17 protein-coding genes and 2 pseudogenes are annotated in these 19,494 nt (G+C 65.6%); 6 read left to right on the top strand and 13 right to left on the bottom strand.

What is annotated here, in order from left to right; translation table 11 throughout:
* The first annotated feature begins 21 nt into the window (after nt 1–21).
* Nucleotides 22–1,035, top strand: coding sequence for a polyprenyl synthetase family protein (locus H5J25_RS03440; protein ID WP_202094761.1), 1,014 nt, complete (start codon nt 22–24; stop codon nt 1,033–1,035).
* A 10-nt stretch (nt 1,036–1,045) separates the two neighbouring features.
* Here H5J25_RS03440 and H5J25_RS03435 read toward each other — a convergent pair whose 3' ends face one another.
* The gene (locus H5J25_RS03435) at nt 1,046–2,023 is read right to left on the bottom strand and encodes a cation diffusion facilitator family transporter (protein ID WP_225883324.1); all 978 of its coding nucleotides are present in this window, start codon (nt 2,021–2,023) and stop codon (nt 1,046–1,048) included.
* A gap of 450 nt (nt 2,024–2,473) precedes the next feature.
* Between H5J25_RS03435 and hrpB the strand changes: the two are divergent.
* Both hrpB and H5J25_RS03425 read left to right on the top strand, forming a co-directional pair.
* Nucleotides 2,474–4,999: pseudogene (hrpB, locus tag H5J25_RS03430) on the top strand (ATP-dependent helicase HrpB).
* A 28-nt stretch (nt 5,000–5,027) separates the two neighbouring features.
* Complete coding sequence (locus H5J25_RS03425; RefSeq protein WP_202094759.1) at nt 5,028–5,309, top strand: ETC complex I subunit; 282 nt, start codon at nt 5,028–5,030, stop codon at nt 5,307–5,309.
* A 321-nt stretch (nt 5,310–5,630) separates the two neighbouring features.
* On the opposite strand, the gene H5J25_RS03420 is transcribed toward H5J25_RS03425, so the two are convergent.
* The 4 genes from H5J25_RS03420 to H5J25_RS03405 are packed head-to-tail and all read right to left on the bottom strand — an operon-like array spanning nt 5,631 to nt 8,321.
* Nucleotides 5,631–6,143: an NUDIX hydrolase gene (locus tag H5J25_RS03420; protein WP_202095953.1), complete on the bottom strand. Its 513-nt coding sequence runs from the start codon at nt 6,141–6,143 to the stop codon at nt 5,631–5,633.
* Nucleotides 6,144–6,145: 2 nt separating this feature from the next.
* Entirely contained in the window at nt 6,146–6,817 is a 672-nt protein-coding gene (locus H5J25_RS03415) for a TPM domain-containing protein (protein ID WP_202094758.1), read from the bottom strand.
* Nucleotides 6,817–7,704 carry a TPM domain-containing protein gene (locus H5J25_RS03410; RefSeq protein WP_202094757.1) on the bottom strand — a complete coding sequence of 296 codons (888 nt, stop codon included), beginning with the start codon at nt 7,702–7,704 and terminating at the stop codon, nt 6,817–6,819. The genes H5J25_RS03415 and H5J25_RS03410 overlap by 1 nt, the downstream gene beginning before the upstream one ends.
* A gap of 26 nt (nt 7,705–7,730) precedes the next feature.
* Nucleotides 7,731–8,321 (bottom strand): LemA family protein, encoded by a 591-nt coding sequence (locus H5J25_RS03405; RefSeq protein WP_202094756.1) that lies wholly within the window; start codon nt 8,319–8,321, stop codon nt 7,731–7,733.
* 82 nt (nt 8,322–8,403) lie between these two features.
* Here H5J25_RS03405 and mscL point away from each other — a divergent pair, with 82 nt between their 5' ends.
* Nucleotides 8,404–8,844 (top strand): large conductance mechanosensitive channel protein MscL, encoded by a 441-nt coding sequence (gene mscL, locus H5J25_RS03400; protein WP_202094755.1) that lies wholly within the window; start codon nt 8,404–8,406, stop codon nt 8,842–8,844.
* Nucleotides 8,845–8,892: 48 nt separating this feature from the next.
* On the opposite strand, the pseudogene H5J25_RS03395 reads toward mscL, so the two are convergent.
* Nucleotides 8,893–12,035: pseudogene (locus H5J25_RS03395) on the bottom strand (efflux RND transporter permease subunit).
* Between the two features lie 5 nt (nt 12,036–12,040).
* Nucleotides 12,041–13,213 (bottom strand): efflux RND transporter periplasmic adaptor subunit, encoded by a 1,173-nt coding sequence (locus tag H5J25_RS03390; RefSeq protein WP_202094754.1) that lies wholly within the window; start codon nt 13,211–13,213, stop codon nt 12,041–12,043.
* A gap of 474 nt (nt 13,214–13,687) precedes the next feature.
* On the opposite strand from H5J25_RS03390, the gene H5J25_RS03385 reads away from it, so the two are divergent.
* The gene (locus tag H5J25_RS03385) at nt 13,688–14,416 is read left to right on the top strand and encodes an SIMPL domain-containing protein (RefSeq protein ID WP_202094753.1); all 729 of its coding nucleotides are present in this window, start codon (nt 13,688–13,690) and stop codon (nt 14,414–14,416) included.
* A 74-nt stretch (nt 14,417–14,490) separates the two neighbouring features.
* On the opposite strand, the gene H5J25_RS03380 is transcribed toward H5J25_RS03385, so the two are convergent.
* From H5J25_RS03380 to H5J25_RS03370, 3 genes are all read right to left on the bottom strand, one after another.
* Nucleotides 14,491–14,742 (bottom strand): GlsB/YeaQ/YmgE family stress response membrane protein, encoded by a 252-nt coding sequence (locus tag H5J25_RS03380; protein WP_202094752.1) that lies wholly within the window; start codon nt 14,740–14,742, stop codon nt 14,491–14,493.
* Between the two features lie 165 nt (nt 14,743–14,907).
* A complete protein-coding gene (sciP, locus tag H5J25_RS03375; RefSeq protein WP_202094751.1) occupies nt 14,908–15,207 on the bottom strand; it encodes a CtrA inhibitor SciP in 300 nt (99 codons plus the stop codon).
* A gap of 135 nt (nt 15,208–15,342) precedes the next feature.
* Complete coding sequence (locus tag H5J25_RS03370) at nt 15,343–15,669, bottom strand: hypothetical protein (RefSeq protein ID WP_225883323.1); 327 nt, start codon at nt 15,667–15,669, stop codon at nt 15,343–15,345.
* A 30-nt stretch (nt 15,670–15,699) separates the two neighbouring features.
* Here H5J25_RS03370 and mnmA point away from each other — a divergent pair, with 30 nt between their 5' ends.
* Nucleotides 15,700–16,809, top strand: a complete 1,110-nt coding sequence (mnmA, locus tag H5J25_RS03365) for a tRNA 2-thiouridine(34) synthase MnmA (RefSeq protein ID WP_202094750.1) — start codon at nt 15,700–15,702, stop codon at nt 16,807–16,809.
* A 22-nt stretch (nt 16,810–16,831) separates the two neighbouring features.
* Here mnmA and H5J25_RS03360 read toward each other — a convergent pair whose 3' ends face one another.
* Genes H5J25_RS03360 through pdxH form a run of 3 tightly spaced genes read right to left on the bottom strand, consistent with a single transcriptional unit; the run spans nt 16,832 to nt 19,168 of the window.
* Entirely contained in the window at nt 16,832–17,623 is a 792-nt protein-coding gene (locus H5J25_RS03360; RefSeq protein WP_202094749.1) for a PhzF family phenazine biosynthesis protein, read from the bottom strand.
* 25 nt (nt 17,624–17,648) lie between these two features.
* The gene (locus H5J25_RS03355) at nt 17,649–18,593 is read right to left on the bottom strand and encodes a cation diffusion facilitator family transporter (protein WP_202094748.1); all 945 of its coding nucleotides are present in this window, start codon (nt 18,591–18,593) and stop codon (nt 17,649–17,651) included.
* Nucleotides 18,590–19,168 (bottom strand): pyridoxamine 5'-phosphate oxidase, encoded by a 579-nt coding sequence (gene pdxH, locus H5J25_RS03350; protein ID WP_202094747.1) that lies wholly within the window; start codon nt 19,166–19,168, stop codon nt 18,590–18,592. The genes H5J25_RS03355 and pdxH overlap by 4 nt, the downstream gene beginning before the upstream one ends.
* Nucleotides 19,169–19,494: the final 326 nt, after the last annotated feature.

The following is a 19,494-nucleotide window of genomic DNA, read 5'->3' as shown; positions in this document are numbered from 1 at the left end:
CCCGGCCACATCGGCGGCACAATGAGCGCCACCATCCACCGGCTCGACAAGAGCACCGCCCCCTCGCTCGATCCGATGGTCCGGCTGGTCGCGGGGGATATGAACCTCGTCAACGCGGTGATCTTGGCGCGGATGGAATCGCAGATCCCGCTGATCCCCGAACTTGCTGGTCATTTGATCGCGGGCGGCGGCAAGCGGATGCGGCCGATGCTGACGCTCGCGAGCGCGCGGCTGCTCGGCTATACCGGCACGCGGCACCACCGGCTGGCGGCATCGGTCGAGTTCATCCATACCGCGACGCTCCTGCACGACGACGTGGTCGACGGCAGCGACCTGCGCCGGGGCAAGCGCACCGCGAACCTCATCTGGGGCAATCCCGCCAGCGTGCTGGTCGGCGATTTCCTGTTCAGCCGCAGCTTCGAATTGATGGTCGAGGATGGCAGCCTGAAGGTGCTGAAGATCCTCTCCAATGCCAGCGCGGTGATCGCCGAGGGCGAAGTGCATCAATTGACCGCGGCGCGCCGGGTAGAGACGACCGAGGAACGCTATCTCGACATTATCGGCGCGAAGACCGCGGCGCTGTTCGCCGCCGCCTGCCGCATTTCGGCGGTCGTCGCCGAACGGCCCGAGGCGGAGGAACTGGCGCTCGACGCGTATGGGCGCAATCTGGGCATCGCGTTCCAGCTGGTCGACGATGCGATCGACTATGTTTCGGACGCAGGCACGATGGGCAAGGATGCGGGCGACGACTTCCGCGAAGGCAAGGCCACTCTGCCCGTGATTCTGGCCTATGCGCGCGGCAATCCCGAGGATCGCGCCTTCTGGAAGGCCGCGATGGAGGGTCACCGCGCGCGTGACGAGGATTTCACCCACGCCGTCTCGCTGATCCGCTCGACCCGCGCGATCGACGATACGCTCGCCCGCGCCCGCCATTACGGCCAGCGCGCGATCGATGCGCTGGGCGGTTTCGCCAACGGCCAGGCGAAGGACGCGATGGTCGAGGCAGTCGAATTCGCCATTGCGCGGGCGTATTGAGGCCGGCGCTTCAGCCCTCCGCCGAACACCCGTCGCAATCGTCGCCAGTCTCCACCTGCAACGTCGCGTGACCGATGCCGAACCGGTCGTGCAGCATCGCGCGCGCCGCCGTCAGGAACGCATTTCCCGGTGATCCGGCCGGCATGACGAGGTGCGCGGTGAGTACGGGTTCGGTCGTGCTCATCGGCCAGATATGCAGATCGTGGACGCGATCGACGCCGTCCAGGCCACACAAGGCCTGCTCCACCGCGTCGAAATCGATCCCGCGCGGCACGGCGTCCAGCGACATCTCGACGGATTCGCGCAACAATCCCCAGGTCTGCCAGAAGATCAACGCGGCTATGATCAGGCTGACGGCAGGGTCGATCCAGCCGATCCCCGTCCGCCATATGACCAGCCCCGCCACCACGACCCCGGCGGAGACGAGCGCATCGCTCAGCATGTGCAGGAACGCGCCGCGAATGTTGATGTCGCCCTTCCGTCCGCTGGCGAACAGCCACGCGGTGACGCCGTTGACGAGGATGCCGATGCCCGCGACGACGGCGACCGTGGTGCCCATCGTCCCCGCCGGCTCGCCGAACCGTTGCACCGCCTCCAGCACGATCGCGCCCAATGCGACCATCAACAGCAAGGCATTGAGCAAGGCCGCCAGGATCGACGATCCGCGCAGGCCGTAGGTGAAGCGCTTGGACGCGGGCCGCGTCGCCAGTGCCGCGCCCGCCCAGGCCACCGCCAGCCCGAGCACGTCGGAAAGGTTGTGCCCCGCATCCGCCAGCAAGGCGACCGAGTCAGCGACGATCCCGTACGTCGCCTCGACGATCACGAAACCAAGATTGAGCGCGATCCCGATCGCGAATGCACGGCTGAAGTTTGCGGGCGGCGAATGATCGTGGCCGTGATGGCCCCCGCCGCCATGACCCGCATGCGATTGAGCGTGCGAATGTCCATGGCCATGCGAGTGGCCGTGATGATGATCGTGTCCGGCCACGCAAATGCTCCGTTGTGCAGCGCACGCTAGCATCGTGGTATCGTGAGATACTAGGACCCGATCGAGATTAAGCGTGCCCGGCCGTGATCCTCCCGAAATCCGCACGCGTCCCAGAGTCCGCAATCCTGCTCCCCCCTGTAAGGGAGGGGCCGGGGGTGGGTAGCGTCCGGGCATACCGATGCCGCGCGGCCACCAAATGATGTAGATGAATACCCGCCGACATCGCTGCGACGCGTAGATCCCGAAACGGTCCGGAACGACGACGATAGAACCGCCCAAGAAAAATGCCCCTGTCCTACAGCGGGCGGATCGTGCCACAGCATTGCGGACGTGACCCGATTGCGCACCCCTTCCCTCCACCATCGGCCAGACCAACCCGTACCGGGGGCGACAAAGGCACGTACGTGTCGTCAACTTCGTCAACTTGGCCCCGAATCAACTCGATCTCGCATGACCTCGCTTCCGATCCACGCGGTCCTGCCCGATCTGGTCGCCGCGCTGCGAAATGCGACGAATGCCGTGCTGGTCGCCCCGCCGGGTGCGGGCAAGACGACCGCGGTCGCCCCGGCCCTGCTGGGGGAGGCTTGGTGCACCGGCGAGATCCTGCTCCTGTCCCCGCGCCGCCTCGCCGCGCGCGCCGCGGCCGAACGGATGGCATCGCAGGCGGGCGAGAAACTGGGCGAAACCTATGGCTATGCGACGCGGATGGACAGCAAGCGATCGGCACGCACCCGCGTCACGGTCGTGACGGAGGGCATCTTCGTCAGCCGCATCCAGACCGATCCCGAACTCGCCGGCGTGTCGGCGGTGCTGTTCGACGAGGTTCACGAACGCAGCCTCGACAGCGATTTCGGACTTGCGCTGGCACTCGACGTGCAAGGCGCATTGCGGCCCGACCTCCGGCTGGTCGCAATGTCGGCGACCTTGGACGGTGCGCGCTTTTCCGATCTGCTCGGCGGGCCGGTGATCGAGAGCGAGGGACGCTCCTATCCGCTCACGCTCCGCCATATCGGTCGCGCGGCCGAAAGCCGGATCGAGGATTCGGTCGCCGCCGCGATCCGCACCGCCTTGCGCGAGGAACAAGGCGGCGTGCTGGCCTTCCTGCCCGGCGTGGCGGAGATCGAACGCACGGCCGAGCGGCTGGATGGCCTTGGCGACGGCATCGTACTGCATCGCCTGCACGGCAGCCTCGATCCGGCGGCACAGCGCGCCGCGATCCAGCCCGACCCGCATGGCCTCCGCAAGGTCGTGCTTGCGACGGCGATCGCGGAGACGAGCCTGACGCTGGACGGCATTCGCGTCGTCGTGGATTCCGGGCTGGCCCGGCGCCCGCGCTACGACCGCGCGGCGGGGATGACACGCCTCGTCACCGAACGCGCGAGCCAGGCGTCCGTCACGCAGCGCGCGGGCCGGGCCGCGCGGCAGGGACCGGGCACCGCCTATCGCCTGTGGGAGGAAGCCGCGACCGCCGGCCTACCACGCTTCGATCCGCCGGAGATATTGGAAGCCGACCTGTCCGCGCTGACTTTGGACTGCGCCTTGTGGGGCGTGGCCGATCCGCGGACCTTGGCCTGGCTCGATCCACCACCCGCCGCCGCCGTCGCGGAGGCCCGATCGCGACTGGCTGCGCTGGAGGCGATCGATGCCGACGGGCGACCGACCCCGCACGGCCACGCCATCGCGCGCCTGCCCCTGCCGCCACGCCTCGGCCACATGCTGGTCCGCTCAGGCGAGATGGGGCTGGCCGATGTCGCCGCACAGGTCGCGGTTCTGCTCGGCGAGCGCGGGCTGGGCGGCAACGACCCGGATATCGAAAGCCGGTTGCGCCGCTGGCGTGGCGAGCGCGGGCAACGCGCCGAGGCCGGGCGCAAGCTGGCCAAGCGCTGGGCCAGCCTTGCTCCCCTCCCGCTCGCGGGAGGGGCTGGGGAGGGGTCGGGGATGCCCGCCGAGCCTCCCCTCCCCCGACCCCTCCCGCAAGCGGAAGGGGGGAAGATGTCGCCATCGCCATCGCACTCGCCTTCCCGGACCGCATCGCCCGCCGTCGCGACGCATCCGGCGAAACATGGGCATCGGTAGGCGGACGCGGATTCCGGCTCGATCCGACCTCCGCGCTGGCGCGCAACGACTGGCTCGCGGTGGCGGAGACGCAGGGCATGGCATCGGGCGCCCGCATCCTCTCCGCCGCGGCGATCGACCTGACGACGGTCGAGACGTTGTTCGGCGACCGGATCGAGACGCGCCATACCGTGACGTTCGACCCGGCGACCGGTGGCGTTCAGACGATGCGCGAACGGCGGCTGGGCGCGATCCGGCTGGCCAGCGGTCCGGATGCCGCCGCCGACCCCGCGAGCATCGCCGCCGCATTGCTGGATGGCATACGGGCGCACGGTCTGGACCTGCTGCCGTGGAGCGACGCGGCGACCGCGCTTCGCCACCGCGCCGCCTTTGCCGCCGCGCATGGCGGCGCGGACCTGGAGCTTGACGACGCAGCCTTGCTCGCACGCGCCGACGAGTGGCTCGCACCATTGCTGGAGGGCAAGCGCCGCCTGTCGTCGATCGATCCCGGCGCGCTGACCGATGCCTTGCGCGGTATCGTCGGCTGGGATGCGATGCGCGCGATCGACCGGCTCGCCCCGACGCATTTCGACAGTCCCGCCGGGTCGAGCCATCCGATTGACTATGCGGCGGAGGGGGGGACCGCGCGTCGATCTTCGTCCGCAGCAATTGTTCGGGCTGGCGGTGCATCCGGCGATCGGCGGAGGGCGCGTCCCGCTGGTCCTGAGCCTCACCTCGCCCGCCGGCCGCCCGATCCAGACGACGCGCGACCTGCCGGGATTCTGGGCCGGCAGCTGGGCGGATGTCGCGCGCGAGATGCGCGGCCGCTATCCCCGGCACCCCTGGCCCGACGACCCCGCCGCCGCGACTGCGACGATGCGGACGAAAAATGCGGATGCACGCGCCCGACAACCGCGATAAGGCGTATCGAGATTCGAAGGACCAGCCCATGACCACCGCCCGCATCTATCAGCGCCCGAAAAACGCCATGCAGTCCGGCCGCGCCCGCACCGACAATTGGGTGCTGGAATTCGCACCGTCCGAGGCGAAGAAGGCCGATCCGCTGACCGGCTGGGCCGGCTCCGGCGATACCCGCGATCAGGTCCGCATCGGCTTCCCCACGCAGGAAGCCGCCGTCGCCTATGCCGAGCGCGAAGGCCTCGCCTTCACCCTGTTCCCCGCACCCGAGCGCAAACTGAAGCTCCAGGCTTACGCGGATAATTTCCGGTAGCATCATACGGCGCTCGTAATCGCCGGTGACGGTGAACTGACAGTCCCAAACCACCGTTTGCCCGCAGCTTGTCGAAGGTCAGGCACACCGACAGGTGCTTCGACAGGCTCAGCACGAACGGGCGGGGAAATGCCCTCCCCTCCCACACCGTTCGTTTCGAGCGAAGTCGAGAAACCGCCACCACAAGCCCGCGGCTGTTTCTCGACTTTGCTCAAACGAACGGATGGCAACGGATCGGAGACAGGAACATCCATCCCCGTTCGTGCTGAGCCTGTCGAAGCACCTGCCCCGGGGAGCACCACCAAAAAAACCCCCGCTGGCCTACGCCAGCAGGTCCCCGCTCAGCAACAGCAGCATCTTAACGTCGATTCCCACCCCCGCCGCACGCTTCTCCGCGACGAAAGCGGAAAGCTCCGACAGCGGCACCCGGTGAACGACGATATCCTCGTCCACCGTCCCGCCGCCCTCGCCGACCTTGGTCAAGCCAGTCGCCCGAACCAGCGTGAAGCCCTCGCTGACCATGCCGGGCGACGAATAGAAGCTGCCGAGCGAGACGATACGGTCCGCCCGGTATCCGGTCTCCTCCTCCAGTTCACGAGCGGCGGACGCTTCGACGCTCTCGCCCTCGGTCTCGTCGCCGACCAGCCCGGCGGGCAGTTCCAGGCAGCGACGGCCGAGGGGCACGCGATATTGCTCGACCAGGATGACGTGCCCGTCCTCGATCGCCACGATAACGGCGGCCTGGATCCCACGCGCGCGGGAGACGTATTCCCACGCCCCCCAGCGTTTGGCGGCGATATACTTGCCCTGCCAGACGGTCTCTTCGGGATCCATGCTCACAGTTCGATCAACCGGTCGGGCAGTTCGTTGCGATCGTCCTCCGCCCGTGGAAAGTGCGCGGCCAGCACGATGCCGACCTGCCTGACCGCCTCTGCCATGCCGTCGCCCGGACGCCCGTCCTTCACCGCCGCGATCAGCGCCGCCATCGCCGCGCCCCATGTTTCCGGCGCGACTTTGGAATGGATCGCGCTGTCCGCGATCAGTTCGGCGCGATGTTCCTCGAGGCTGAGATAGATAAGTACGCCCGTCGCGCCGATCGTGCGCTTCTCGGCACTCGACCGGAACAGGTCGAGCGCGCGCGCCCGCACCCGCCGCGTCTTTGTCGCACCCGGCGTCACCGCGATCCGCAGCTTGATCGGTGAGAGCGCATAGCGCGCGGCGAGGAAAGCGACCGCCGCGAGGAGCAAGGCGATGCCGTACAGCGCGCCCTGATGCTCGCCCGCGGTCCACGGATCGTAGACGAGCGCGTGCAGCCGATCCGCGATCCCCGGCCAGATCGACAGCGCGGCCAGGACGATCAGCATCGCCAGCACCCCGGCATGCGCCGCCACGTCGTTATACTTGTCCGACCGGCGTGCGACGATCGTCACGATCTCGCCGGCCGTATCCAGTTCCGCGGCAGCCACCGCTGCCGAAACCTTGGCGCGATCCTCGGGCGTAATGTGCATCACCAACTCCCCGAGGCGCCACCGCCCCCGAAATCGCCGCCGCCGCCGCCGGAAAAGCCACCGCCACCCCAGCCGCCGCCACCGTCGCTATCGCCACCGCCCCAACCACCGCCGCCGCCGCCGCCGCCACGCATCGCGCTGTTGCCGATTTCGTTGGCGATCGACCACAAGATGATCGGCAGGGCGCCACTTCCGCCCCCGCCGTTTCGATCGTCGTCAGCGTTATAGCGCTTGCCGGAACCCCGGCGCATGAACGACAGCGCCATGATCCCGACGACCATCACCACGATGACGGCGCCGATCGGGAAGCCACCGTCGCGCCGCGCTCCTCGTTTATTGGCTTTGTCGAACTCGGCCACCGCGGCGTCCACCCGAGCTTGCGCTTCCTCCGGCGACGATCGCAATTGCTGGATGATCGCGTCCGCCCCCGCGTTCATAGCACCCGGAATGTCGCCCGCGCGCAGCTTAGGTAGCATGTCGTTGTTGATGATGACGCTCGACAGAGCGTCGGTGAGGAAGGGTTCGAGGCCGTAGCCGGCCTCTATCCGAACCCCGCGCTGCCCCGCCGGCGCGTTCGGCGCGATGAACATGATCGCGCCGTTGTTGACATCCTTCAACCCCACGCCCCAGGCGCGCCCGAGCTTGTAGCCGTAATCTTCGAGGGGATACCCCTGCAGATCACCGATCGTCGCGACGACAAGCTGGCGCTTGGTATCCTTCTGCAACGCCTGCAGCTTGGCGGTCAGTTCCGCTTCGGTTGCGGGCGGCAGGACGTTGGCGTCGTCTACGACGAGGCCGGTGAACTTGGGGAAAGTCTGCGCGGCGAGCGGGGTCGCCCCGATCAGCATCAGGCCGATCAGGGCGAGCAACAGATGGAGCGAACGCATCACGCGGTCCCCTGGATGAACGAAGATCAGCTGTTGTTCCCGAAGGCATTGGCGACCGACGGTGCGGTCTCGGCCCCCGGCGTCGTCGCCTGGAACGGGGTCATCGGCTTGGCACCGTAGAAGATCTTCGCACCGATCGCATCGGGGAAGGTGCGGATCGTCGTGTTGTAGCTTTGCACCGCCTGGTTGTAATCGTTACGCGCGATCGTCACGCGGTTCTCGGTACCCTCCAGCTGGCTCATCAACGTGGTGTAATTGCCCTGGCTCTTCAGCTCGGGATAGGCCTCCTGCAAGCGCTGCAACGACAGCGTCACGCCGGCCTGCGCGCGCTGATAGGCGGCCATCTTGTTCGGATCGGTCAGGTCGTCCCCGGACACCTGCACCTGATTGGCAGAGGCGCGAGCCTGCGTCACTTCGGTCAGGATCGCCTTCTCCTGCGCGCCGGCCGCCTTGACCGTCGCGACGAGGTTCGGGATCAGGTCGGAACGGCGCTGATACTGGTTCTGCACGTCGGCCCACTTCGCCTTCGCATTCTCTTCGGCGGTGGGAACGCTGTTGACGCCGCATGCGCCCAGCGCGGTTGCGGACATCACTGCGAAAACGGCACGATACTTCATGTTCACCCTCCAAAGCCTTGGCAAGCGCCATGATACGCGCTTAGCATCACCAAGGTTAAGTGAAATCGGAAGGGAGCACGTCATGTTCAAGGAGTTCAAGACCTTCGTCATGCGGGGGAACGTGCTCGATCTCGCCGTCGCGGTGATCATCGGCGCCGCGTTCAGCAAGATCGTCACCTCGCTGACCGACGACGTGATCATGCCGATCGTCGGCAAGATCTTCGGCGGACTGGATTTTTCCAGCTACTTCATCATCCTGGGCAAGGTGCCATCGGCGCTGGCAGGATCGTCCGACTATGCCGCGCTTAAAAAGGCCGGCGTACCCCTGCTCGGCTACGGCGCGTTCATCACCGCCGCGGTGAACTTCATCATCTTGGCGTTCATCATCTTCATGCTCATCCGCGCAGTAAACCGCCTCATCCCGAAAGCGGACGAAGCCCCCGCCACTCCGGCCGCGGAGCCGGCGGACATTGCCTTGCTGCGCGAGATTCGCGACGAACTGAAGGCCCGCCCACGGGTCTGAACGCGACGAGCTTGCGCGTAACGCCCCGGCACGACGCCGGGCCGTCCGTCACTCGGCAGGCTGCGGACCGTCGCTGCTTTTCAGACGCGGCGGCGTACCCGGCAGGCGGGCCGTCGGATCGTGATCGATCACGTCGGTTCCGTCGTCGCCCGGCTGATAGGTCAACAGGCTGCGGCGCAGCTTCGGCCCGATCCACACTTCGATGCTCGCCGCCAGGCTGAAGCTTGCGGGCACGATCAGCAGCGTCAGCAGGGTCGATAGCGTCAGCCCGCCGATCACCGTAATGCCCATCGGCACGCGCGCAGAGCCGTCTCCGTTCAGCGCGAGTGCGGTGGGCAGCATGCCGGCGACCATCGCCACCGTCGTCATCACGATCGGCTGCGCACGCTTGTGCCCGGCATCCATGATCGCATCGAACAGCGGCACGCCCTTCGCCATCTCGTCCAGCGCGAAATCGATCAGCAGGATCGAGTTCTTCGCGACAATGCCAAACAGCATGATGATACCGATATAAACCGGCATCGACATTGGCTGACCCGTCACCAATAACCCGAGCAACCCACCGAGCGGCGCGAGCAGCAGCGAGCCCATATTAACCAACGGCGGCAGCACGCGGCGGTAGAGCAGCACCAGCACCGCGAAGACGAGGAAGCAACCCGACGCTAGCGCGATCATGAAGTTGGTGATCATCTCTGCCTGCCACTTGTCCGAACCGACGACCAGTTCGCCCACGCCGATCGGCATGTTCTTCATGATCGGCAAGGCGTGGATCAGCTTCTGCGCATCGCCGCTGATCAGGCCGGGCGCGAGATCGGTGCCGACGGTCAATTGGCGTTTCTGCGCGACGCGTTCGATCTGCGTCGGACCGGCACCGAAGCTGATCGCCGCAACGAGGCTGAGCGGCACGGAGCCGCCACTCTGCGTCGCGACGGGCAGGTTCTGGATCGTCGACAATTTCTGTCGCGCTGTCTGGTTCAGTGCAACGCGGATCGGTATCTGGCGGTCGCTGAGCGAGAATCGCGCACTGTTCTGGTCAATGTCGCCCAAAGTCGCGATGCGGATCGCGGACGACAGAGCCTGCGTCGTGACGCCAAGGTTCGCAGCCAAATCCATTCGCGGCGTGATGACAATTTCGGGGCGCAACAGATCGCCCTCGATCCGCGGCGCAATCAGCCCGGGGACCTTGCCCATCTGATCCACAAGTTGCAGCGCAGTCTGGGTCAGCTTCTTCGGATCGTCTCCCCCAGCACGATCGACAATTGTCGTCCGCTACCGCCCCAGCCGTTCTGCGACCGGAAGGCGACGCGCGCGTCCGGAATGGCGGCAAGCTGTGGCGACATCGACCGTTCGAACTGAACGCTCGACATCGACTTGTCCTTCTTGAAGATCGCACGGACCCGGCCATTGCCGACGAACGCGCGTGCGTAGACATGCTCGACGTCCGGCTGCTGTTCGAACAGGCGGGTGACGCGTGCGACAACTGCCTGCGTGTCGGCCAACGTCGTCCCGGGAACCATCGTGACCAAGGCAGTCGACGCATCCAGATCGCGTTCCGGCTGGAACGTCTTGGGCAGCATGACCATCAACGCGACCGTCATCGCGAACGCCACGACACCGGCGACGACCGCGGACCAGCGGTGCCGCAGCGTCCAGCGCAGCGTGACCATATACAGGTCCATCAGCTTGCCTTCACCGTGCGACGCCTGGCCCTTCGCCTTCAAGAAGTAGGCCGCGATCATCGGCGTGATCAGTCGCGCGACCGCGAGGCTCAGCAGCACGGAGACGACGACGGTCAGGCCGAAATTCTTGAAGAACTGGCCCGAGATGCCCGGCATCAGGCCGACCGGCAGGAACACGGCGACGATCGACATCGTCGTCGCCAGCACCGCCAGCCCGATCTCGTCCGCTGCGTCGATCGATGCCTGATACGCGCTCTTGCCCATGCGCATGTGGCGAACGATGTTCTCGATCTCCACGATCGCATCGTCGACCAGCACGCCCGCGACGAGGCTGAGCGCCATCAGCGTCATGTTATTGAGCGTGAAGCCGAGCATATCCATGAACCAGAAGGTCGGGATAGCGGACAGAGGGATGGCAAGCGCGGAGATGATCGTCGAGCGCCAGTCACGGAGGAACAGATAGACCACGACGACCGCGAGCAGCGCGCCCTCCAGCATCGCCTCCATCGCGGAGTGATACTGCGCCTCCGTATATTTCACGCTGTCGGAAATGAGCTGGAAGCGGACCTGCGGGTTACGCTTTTCCAGGTCCGCCAGCTTCTTCTGCGCTTCCTTGAAGATGGTCACGTCGGACCCGCCCTTGGCGCGCTGGAAATCGAAGCTGAGGACTTCCCGACCGTCGAGCTGCGAGGACGAGCGCTGTTCCGCGAACAGGTCGCGCACCTGCCCCAGATCGGCAAGCCGAACCGTCCGGCCGCCACCGACGACGATCTGCTGCTGCCCGAGCGCATAGGCGGTCTGCGCATTGCCCAGCACGCGGACGGATTGCTCCGCCCCACCGATTTCTGCGCGGCCGCCAGAGGCATTCAAATTCACCTGGCGCAATTGCTGATTCACCGCGCTGGCGGTGATGCCCTGCGCCTGCAGCTTCAGCGGATCGAGGATCACCCGGATCTCGCGGCTGACGCCGCCGTTGCGGCCGACCGCCGCCATGCCCGGCACCGACAGCAGTTCCTGCGATACCGTGTTGTCGATGTACCAGCTGAGCTGTTCGATCGTCATGTCGGTCGAAATCGCGGCATAGCTCGCAAGATCGTCGCCGGTCGTGTTCGCGCGCATCACCTGCGGTTCGAGGATTCCCTCCGGCAGGTCGCCGCGGATTTGCTGGATCGAGGATCGGACATCCTCGACCGCACGGTCGATCGGGGTGCCGATCGCCAACTGGACGACTGTGGTGGAATTGCCTTCCTGTACGGTCGAGTTGATCTCGTCGATGCCCTGCAGGCTGCGAACCGCAGCCTCGACCCTTTGCGTGACCTGGTTTTCGAGTTCCGACGGCGCCGCACCCGGTTGCGAGATCTGCACGATCACGACCGGGAAATCGATATCCGGCTGGTTGTTGACGTCCATCCGCATGAAGCTGACAAGCCCCGCCACCGTCAGCATGACGAACAGGACGATCGATGGAATCGGGTTCCGGATCGACCAAGCGGAGATGTTGCGGAAGCTCATCGGGTTCAGCCTTGCGCGGTCTTGAGGATCGGCTTCACTTTCTGCCCGGGGTTCAGGAACGCCCCCGCGGACAGCACGACACGTTCCGTACCCGTCAGGCCGCCGGTGATCGTGACGCCGGCGTCGGAAACATCACCCAGCGTGATTTGGCGACGGACCACCTTGTCCTGCCCATCGAGGACATAGACGAAATTGCCCTTCACGTCGCTCTGAATTGCGGAGTTGGGCAATTGCGGCGCGTTGGACCCACCGCTGGTGATCTGCGCCGCAGCGAAACCGCCAGGGCGGAGCGCCGGATTGTAGGACAATGCGATGCGCGCAATGCCCTGACGCGTCTGCGGATCAATGACGGGCGACACCTGCCACACCTGCCCCTTGAAGCTCTGTGTCGAACCGACCGGCGTTACGCTGGCCTGTACGCCCACGCTCAATCCGGCGAGATCCGCCTCCGACAAGGCCGCGCGCATTTCCATCTCGCCGCCCTTCGCCATGCGGAACAGCGTGCCCGTGCCAGAACTGACGATCTGGCCGGGTTCGACCGCGCGTGTCAGGATCAGACCGGCGGCCGGCGCGCGAACGTCGAGCCGGCCGTTGCGGGCACGCTGTTCGCCCAGCGCGGCGCGCGCGACGTTGACGCGGGCAAGTGCGGCGTCACGCGTAGCAGTACGGCGTTCCAGATCGGCCTTGGAAATGAAGCCGCGATCGACGAGCGATTTCGCACGCTTCAGTTCCGATTCTGCAATCGCAGCATCCGCCTGCGCGACGTTGATCTGGGCAGCGAGGCTCGCCGCGGTTTCGGACTGCACGGACCGGTCGACCTGCGCCAGCACCTGCCCCGCCTGGACCCATTGGCCGGGCTCGACCAGGACACGCGTAACCATGCCACCTTCGCCTGCCACCCCGACCGGCATTTCGCGTCGTGCGGCGAGCGTTCCGGTCGCGGAAAGCACGCGCGATACCGTCTTGCTGCCCGGCACGACGACCGAGACATTGGGCAATTGTTCCGTCTTGGCGGCGGCAGCGGCAGGCTTGGCGTCGCGGCCGAACGCGAAATACGCGATCGCCGCGGCGACGACTAACGCGACGATGCCGACGATCAACCACTTGCGCTTCGAACGCTTCTCGCCCTCGATCGCCAGCCGGCCGTCATTCTCGAACGTCGCCGTTTCGTAATTCATTGCCACTTCCCGATGCCCTCATCCGGCTTATCCGCCGATTTCTCAGAACTGTATTATCGAAATAACTCACCGGCCTCAAGAGCCTGTTTTCGGGATGCATGGTCTGCAACTTTGCCGCCCCCTGCCCGCCCCCGCGCGCACGATGCCGCGCAATGCCCGTTTCGCGTGTTTTCCGCAAGTTGTTCCCTGCACTTCGCATCGTGTCCAAACGGCAGATCTTAAGGTCGAGCCGCGCCTCGAAACGAGGGTGCACATCCTTTGCATCGAAGGTCTGAATGCGATTCGCAGACGGCGATCGTCGGCGCGACGTCTTCCCCGGAACGTTCTGCCCAGTCCCGCTGCTCGCGCTCATCGCCTGCCCTTGATGCGCGCGACGTTGATCTTTCACGCAATTCGTTCAGCTTCGGTTTTGCGCCCGGCCTGCATCAGGGCTTCGAAGGGCCGACCGGCCGTTCCAACAACAGGAGTTCGAAGATGAAGTTGCTCGCGACCGCCCTGGTTCTCGCCGCCGTGCCGCTGGCCGGCGCCACGGCGCAAACCGCTACCACGGTCGAGCCGATGGTTCCCGCCAGCGGTACCGTGCTCGACGTGTCCGCCACCGGACGCACAACGCGCGTGCCCGATGTCGCGACGATCCGATCGGGCGTAGTGACACAGAATGCGACGGCTGCGGTCGCGCTTGGCGAGAATGCGACACGCATGGCACGGGTGCTCGCTGCCTTGAAGAAGGCGGGCGTCGCACCGCGCGATATCGCCACATCCAACGTCTCGCTCAGCCCGCAATATCGGTACGAGAACAACGTGCCGCCGGTGATCACCGGATATCAGGCGACCAACACGGTATCGGTGCGCTTCCGCGATGTCGCCAAATCGGGTGCGATCCTTGATGCTCTGGTCAAGGAAGGGGCGAACCAGATCGACGGCCCGAACTTCAGCCTCGACAATCCGGACGCCGCAATGGACGAGGCGCGGATCGAGGCCGTGAAGATCGCCCGCGCCCGCGCCGAGACCTATGCCAGGGCAGCCGGGATGAGCGTCGCGCGGATCGTATCGATCGGAGAAGGCGGCGAGAATGCCGGCAACCCGCCGCCGATGCCGCAGTTCCGCGCGATGAAGGCGATGGCGGATTCGGCGCCGACGCAGATCGCATCCGGCGAAACCGACGTCACCGTCACGCTGAACGTGCGCTTCTTGCTAAAATAGCGGCCGGACACGAAGAAAGGGCCGCGCGGTTGCCCGGACGGCCCTTTCGATCATGATCCCATGAAGGATCCGCTTTAGCGAACGCTGCCGCGACGGACCAGGTTCACGATCGCGAGCAGGATGACTGCGCCGATCAGCGAATACAGGAACGTCTGGATGGTGATCGCCTGGTTGATGCCGGCGCCGAAGATGAACGACGCGATCACCGAACCGATGATGCCGACGACGATGTTAAGCAGGATGCCCTGCTGGCCGTCGGTGCGCATGATCATGCTGGCCAACCAACCGCAAATACCGCCGACGACGAGCCAAATGATGATACCCATGTTCTTGTCCCTCTGCTTCCGCCCGCCGATCGGGCTACGGAAGCAAAGACTCGCAAACGGGTTAGTTTGTTCCGGTACCGGTTTGTTTTTAGATGAACAAAAAAGCCCGCACGCTCCGGGCCGGAGCGGCGGGCTTTGCTCGCGTCGACGAGAATTTGATCGACGTCAGTATTTTTGCTGGCGGTCGTAGAGCGAGCGGTAATGCTGGATGCGGGTTACGCGAAGGCCCGGCATACCCGACCGGTCGATCGCACGTTGCCAGCCGGCAAACTCTTCGACGGTCAGGCTGTACCGCGCGCAAACCTCGTCCACCGACAGCAGCCCGCCGTTTACCGCAGCGACCACTTCGGCCTTGCGACGCACGACCCAGCGTGTCGTCTCCGGCGGCGGCAGGCTGTCCAGCGTCAACGGCTCACCGAGCGGGCCGATGACTTTCGCTGGACGGATTTTCTGGTTCTCGATCATTCTAACCTCGGATCGGGGCGGGGGCCCCCGTCTGTGTTGCGACTTGTCTTCTTGGTTGCGTATTCGTCTGTCTGTGAGGCGGTGCGTATCGCCGGTGTTTGAACGCCGGCTAAAGCGGCTCGGTAAATGTCGGCTTCATCTTTGTTTCCACCGCGTAATGCTTGCCGCCATTTCAGGATTGAAGCTGCCGTGCGTCGGCGCGAACAGATTGCCCGCCACCGGCAGCGCCATCAGATTGCCCTGGAAACGCGCGGTCGGGCTGGAGGCCTGACGCGCCGTGATCCCGACGACCATCACCGCCAGATCGGCCGGCAAGACGGTCGGCTGGGCGTTGAGAGCAAATCGGGAGAAACTGAGATCCAACGGGACGCCTTCGTGCGGGGTGAAGCCACGTTGATAGCCGGCACGTCTAAAGGCGGGGTAAAGCCGGCAAAAATGCTTTGGAAAGCATCTGTTTTGCAATGGGACAGTTCGCGCCTTATGTGAGCGTCCATGACCGAAATCGGCGATTTTCAGCTCGGGAACGATCTCAAGGGCAAGCGCATCGTCGTGGCGATGTCGGGCGGCGTCGATTCGTCGGTCGTCGCGGCGCTTGCCGCGCGGACGGGTGCAGAAACGATCGGCATCACGTTGCAGCTGTACGATCACGGCGAGGCGGTGGGCCGTGCCGGATCATGCTGCGCCGGGCGCGATATCCGGGATGCGCGCGCGGTGTGCGACGCACTGGGTATCGCGCATTACGTCTACGATCACGAATCCAGCTTCCGCGCGCAGGTAATCGACGGGTTCGCCGACGAATACCTTGCGGGACGGACGCCGATCCCCTGCGTCCGCTGCAACATGGGTCCGAAGTTCACCGACCTGTTCGGGCTTGCGCGAGACCTGGGTGCGGATTGTCTCGCCACCGGGCATTACGTCCGCCGGGTTGAGGGGCCCGACGGCGCGGAACTGCACCGCGCGATCGATCCGGCACGCGACCAGAGCTATTTCCTCTTCGCGACGACGCAGGACCAGCTCGACTATCTTCGGTTTCCGCTGGGCGGTCTGCCCAAGGCGAAAGTGCGCGAATTTGCCGCAGGATTGGGGTTGGGCGTGGCAGCGAAGCCGGACAGCCAGGACATCTGCTTCGTACCGGACGGCAATTACGCGGATCTGGTCCGCAAACTACGTCCGGAAGCGGAAGCCGGCGGCGAGATCGTCGACGAAAGCGGTCGCGCGCTGGGCACGCATCGCGGGATCGTCAACTATACCGTCGGCCAGCGCCGCGGGCTGGAGATCGGTGGCACGCCCGAACCATTGTACGTCGTACGGCTGGAGCCGGAAAGCCGGCGCGTCGTCGTCGGACCGCGTACGGCGCTGGCGGTCGAGGCAGCGCGTCTGACCGACATGAACTGGATCGGCGGCGATACGGAGCAGCCGATGACGGTGAAGGTTCGGTCGATGGCAAAGCCCGTTCCTGCGCGGCTGGACGCCGGGCAGTTGATGTTCGACGCGCCCGAATATGGCGTATCGCCCGGTCAGGCCGCCGTATTCTATTCGGGCGAGCGGGTGATGGGCGGCGGCTGGATCGCGGAGACCGAGCGCAAGCGCATCGCCGCCTGACGACACGCGCCCCATCCGGGCATCAGACGAAGAACGTTCCCTCGATCACGGTGACGCATGATCCGCCAAGCACCACCCGGTCGCCGTCCAGCCGGCAAGCAACATGCCCGCCCCTCGCGCTCGCCTGATATGCGGTGAAATCGTCACGACCGAGCCGCTTCGCCCAATACGGCACCATTACCGCGTGCGCCGACCCCGTCACCGGATCCTCGTCGATCGAATAAGCGGGTGTGAAGACGCGGCTGACGATATCGGTATCCACACCGGGCGCGGACACGACCGCGACGATCGGGCCTTCCGCCGCCAGCGCACGCAGGTCGGGCCGGATATCGCGCACCTCCTGTTCGCTTCCGACGATCACCAGCGCATAGCCCTTCTCGTACCACAAGGTCTCGACGGCCGTGACGCCCAATGACGTGACGATACCGGGCATGTCCTTCGCCACCGGTCCCCAGGCGGGCAGCGCGAGCGCATAGCCGTCGCCATCGCGCGACACCTCCAGGATACCCGCCTGCCGCGTGCGGAACCGCACCCGGTCGCGCATCGGATCGCTGGACAGGACGAAGTGCCCGCTCGCCAGCGTCGCGTGTCCGCACAAAGCGACTTCGGCACCCGGCGTGAACCAGCGCAGATCGAAATCAGCCTCGTCATCAGCCGCCGCCACCAGAAAAGCGGTTTCGCTGAGATTGTTTTCCTCCGCGATCTTCTGGAGCGTCGCATCGTCGAGCCACGACCCGAGCGGCATCACCGCGGCGGGATTGCCCTCGAATGGCTTGCCCGCAAACGCATCAACCTGAACGAACGGTATTCTCAACGGATCATCCTCACTTGATGCGCCATTACAGGCGCTTGCCGAACCAGTGCGGCGTGACGTCCGCCTCGACCAGCGGATTGTCGGTATCGACATGCCCCTCAGGATCGAGATGGATCAGCACTTCGACCTTGGGATAGACGCGCCGCAACGCTTTCTCGACGCCCTCGACGATATCGTGCGCGTCGATGACGGTCAGGTCGCGACCGACTTCCATGTGGAATTGCGCGAAATCGTGGCTGCCGGACCGGCGCGTACGGAAATCGTGGATACCCTTGATCCCGGGCTGGCGCGCCGCGACCTCGATGAAGCGCGCACGCTCGCCCTCGGGCCATTCCTTGTCCATCAACTGGTCGATCGCGTTTGACGACGCCTGGAACGCGCCCCAGGCGAGCCATAGGGCGATGATGATCCCCATCACCGGATCCGCGCCACGAACGCCGGCATATTGGTCCAGCACCAGCGCGACGATCACCGATCCGTTGAGCAACACGTCCGACTGGTAATGCACGTTGTCCGCCATGATCGCGACCGAACCGGTCTGGCGGATAATGCGGCGTTGATAGGCGAGCAGGATAGCGGTCGCGGCGATCGCGACGACCGACACGCCGATCCCGAAATCGGCGCCTTGCGTCGGCGTGGGATCGCTGAACGCCATGATGGCACGCCATGCGATGCCGACAGCCGATGCGGTGATCAAGGCGATTTGGAACAATGCCGCCAGCGCCTCCGCCTTACCGTGTCCGAAACGGTGATCGTGGTCGGCCGGCTCCGACGCCAGCTTCACGCCGTACAAGGTCACCAGGCTGGCGAGCAGGTCGAGGCCGGTATCGGCGAGCGATCCCAGCATCGCGACCGACCCGGTCGCCCATGCCGCATAGCCTTTCAGCAGCAGCAGGAAGCACGCCATCGCGACGCTGGCGAGTGCGGCGCGCACGGCAAACGGGATCGCGCGGCGCTGTTCCTCGGTCATGGGTAGAGCAAGCCTTCGTCCCACCCCGCGTCGGTACGCGTGAATAGGCGGCGTTCGTGCAGCCGATGCGCCCGATCCTGCCAGAATTCGATCGCGCGCGGCGTTACGCGGTACCCGCCCCAATGCGGCGGGCGCGGCACGTCACCACCGGCGAAGCGCGCCTCCATCTCGGCGAACCGCGCCTCGAACGTCGCGCGATCGGCAAGCGGGCGCGATTGATCGGACGCCCAGGCGCCAAGCTGCGAGTCGCGGCTGCGGCTGGCGAAATACGCATCGGATTCCGCATCGCTCGCCAGTCCGACCGCACCCTCAATCCGGATCTGGCGGCGCAGGGATTTCCAGTGGAACAGCAAGGCGACATGACTGTCGACCCTGATCTCGCCCGCCTTCCGGCTCTCGCGGTTGGTGTAGAAGACGAAACCGTCCGCACCATGCCCTTTCAGCAGCACCATGCGCGACGATGGCCGCCCCGCCGCATCCACCGTGGCGAGCGCCATCGCATTAGGGTCGTTCGGCTCGCTCTGCTTCGCCTCCGCGAACCAGGTGTCGAACAGTGCAAAGGGATCGTCGGCCATGCCCGCACTTTAACGAAGGTTGCACGCGAGCGAAACCGCCGATCAATCAGGCGGCGCTTTACTCCCCTCCCTGGAAGGGAGGGTTTGGGGGTGGGTAGATTTGAAGGACGACGGGCTTTTTTAACCGTGAGTTTTGCCGTCACGGACGGGGTGAGCTTTGCGGTGGGACATCGCCAGGAACCGACCCACCCCCAGCCCCTCCCTTTCAGGGAGGGGAGCAAGAAGGGTACTTTCCCTTCCATTGACGAGGGCCAGAACCGGCCCCTCCACCAACACGCATGTTGCACGCGCATCCCGTTTGTGGCCAAGACAAGCGCGGGTGGGAG

The organism is Sphingomonas aliaeris (assembly GCF_016743815.1).
Lineage (GTDB): Bacteria > Pseudomonadota > Alphaproteobacteria > Sphingomonadales > Sphingomonadaceae > Sphingomonas > Sphingomonas aliaeris.
The sequence above is the reverse complement of the archived record's forward strand: the minus strand, read 5'-3'. Positions and strand labels throughout refer to the sequence as shown.

Bases quoted from the DNA above. Each gene is read 5' to 3' on its own strand.
- H5J25_RS03420 (WP_202095953.1), bottom strand. From the start codon at position 6,143: ATGGATCCCGAAGAGACCGTCTGGCAGGGCAAGTATATCGCCGCCAAA.
- H5J25_RS03385 (WP_202094753.1), top strand. From the start codon at position 13,688: ATGAAGTTGCTCGCGACCGCCCTGGTTCTCGCCGCCGTGCCGCTGGCC.
- mnmA (WP_202094750.1), top strand. From the start codon at position 15,700: ATGACCGAAATCGGCGATTTTCAGCTCGGGAACGATCTCAAGGGCAAG.
- H5J25_RS03380 (WP_202094752.1), bottom strand. From the start codon at position 14,742: ATGGGTATCATCATTTGGCTCGTCGTCGGCGGTATTTGCGGTTGGTTG.
- H5J25_RS03415 (WP_202094758.1), bottom strand. From the start codon at position 6,817: ATGCACATTACGCCCGAGGATCGCGCCAAGGTTTCGGCAGCGGTGGCT.
- H5J25_RS03410 (WP_202094757.1), bottom strand. From the start codon at position 7,704: ATGCGTTCGCTCCATCTGTTGCTCGCCCTGATCGGCCTGATGCTGATC.
- pdxH (WP_202094747.1), bottom strand. From the start codon at position 19,168: ATGGCCGACGATCCCTTTGCACTGTTCGACACCTGGTTCGCGGAGGCG.
- sciP (WP_202094751.1), bottom strand. From the start codon at position 15,207: ATGATCGAGAACCAGAAAATCCGTCCAGCGAAAGTCATCGGCCCGCTC.
- H5J25_RS03355 (WP_202094748.1), bottom strand. From the start codon at position 18,593: ATGACCGAGGAACAGCGCCGCGCGATCCCGTTTGCCGTGCGCGCCGCA.
- H5J25_RS03390 (WP_202094754.1), bottom strand. From the start codon at position 13,213: ATGAATTACGAAACGGCGACGTTCGAGAATGACGGCCGGCTGGCGATC.
- H5J25_RS03440 (WP_202094761.1), top strand. From the start codon at position 22: ATGAGCGCCACCATCCACCGGCTCGACAAGAGCACCGCCCCCTCGCTC.
- H5J25_RS03405 (WP_202094756.1), bottom strand. From the start codon at position 8,321: ATGAAGTATCGTGCCGTTTTCGCAGTGATGTCCGCAACCGCGCTGGGC.
- H5J25_RS03425 (WP_202094759.1), top strand. From the start codon at position 5,028: ATGACCACCGCCCGCATCTATCAGCGCCCGAAAAACGCCATGCAGTCC.
- mscL (WP_202094755.1), top strand. From the start codon at position 8,404: ATGTTCAAGGAGTTCAAGACCTTCGTCATGCGGGGGAACGTGCTCGAT.